Origin of the sequence: Nocardia aurea (genome assembly GCF_003123685.1) — a bacterium.
In the GTDB taxonomy this organism is placed as follows: Bacteria; Actinomycetota; Actinomycetes; order Mycobacteriales; family Mycobacteriaceae; genus Nocardia; species Nocardia aurea.
This window is the reverse complement of sequence record NZ_QCYJ01000158.1, coordinates 1-926: the sequence shown is the minus strand read 5'-3', so window position 1 is coordinate 926 and position 926 is coordinate 1. Positions and strand designations below refer to the sequence as shown.

Genomic DNA, 926 nt, shown 5'->3' with positions numbered 1-926 from the left:
CGCGCGTTCGTGTCCGAGGCGGCGGCGACCGGTATCGATATCTTCCGGATCTTCGACGCGCTCAACAATGTCGATCAGATGCGTCCGGCCATCGACGCGGTGCGTGAGACCGGCACCACGATCGCCGAGGTCGCGCTGTCCTACACCGGGGATCTGTCCAATCCCAACGAGACCCTGTACACGCTGGACTACTACCTGAAGTTGGCCGAGCAGATCGTGGACGCGGGCGCGCACGTGCTCGCGATCAAGGATATGGCCGGTCTGCTGCGTGCTCCGGCCGCGGCGACCCTGGTGACCGCGTTGCGCAGTAATTTCGATCTGCCGGTGCACGTGCACACCCACGACACTCCCGGCGGACAGCTCGCCACCTACCTCGCCGCGTGGCAGGCCGGTGCCGATGCCGTCGACGGCGCGAGTGCCGCGATGGCCGGAACCACCAGCCAGCCCGCGCTCTCGGCGATCGTGGCCGCTGCCGCGCACAGTGAATACGACACCGGGTTGAACTTGCAGAACGTGTGCGATCTGGAGCCGTACTGGGAAGCGCTGCGCAAGGTCTACGCCCCGTTCGAGTCCGGGCTCCCGGCTCCGACCGGGCGCGTGTACACCCACGAGATCCCCGGTGGTCAGCTGTCGAACCTGCGTCAACAGGCCATCGCGCTCGGGTTGGGTGACCGGTTCGAGGAAGTCGAAGCCAAATACGCTGCCGCGGACCGGCTCCTGGGCCGGTTGGTGAAGGTGACCCCGTCCTCCAAGGTCGTCGGTGACCTGGCATTGGCGCTGGTCGGTACCGGTGTCGAGGTCGACGATTTCGCCACCGACCCGGGCCGCTACGACATCCCGGACTCGGTGATCGGGTTCCTGCGCGGCGAACTCGGCACCCCACCCGGGGGCTGGCCCGAACCCTTCCGCACCCGCGCGCTGGAAGG

The 926-nt window shown here is 67.6% G+C and carries 1 pseudogene; it reads left to right on the top strand.

Features of this window, described 5'->3' with window-relative positions:
• Positions 1 to 926, top strand: a pseudogene (locus DAT37_RS38885) (pyruvate carboxylase); the annotation flags it as partial.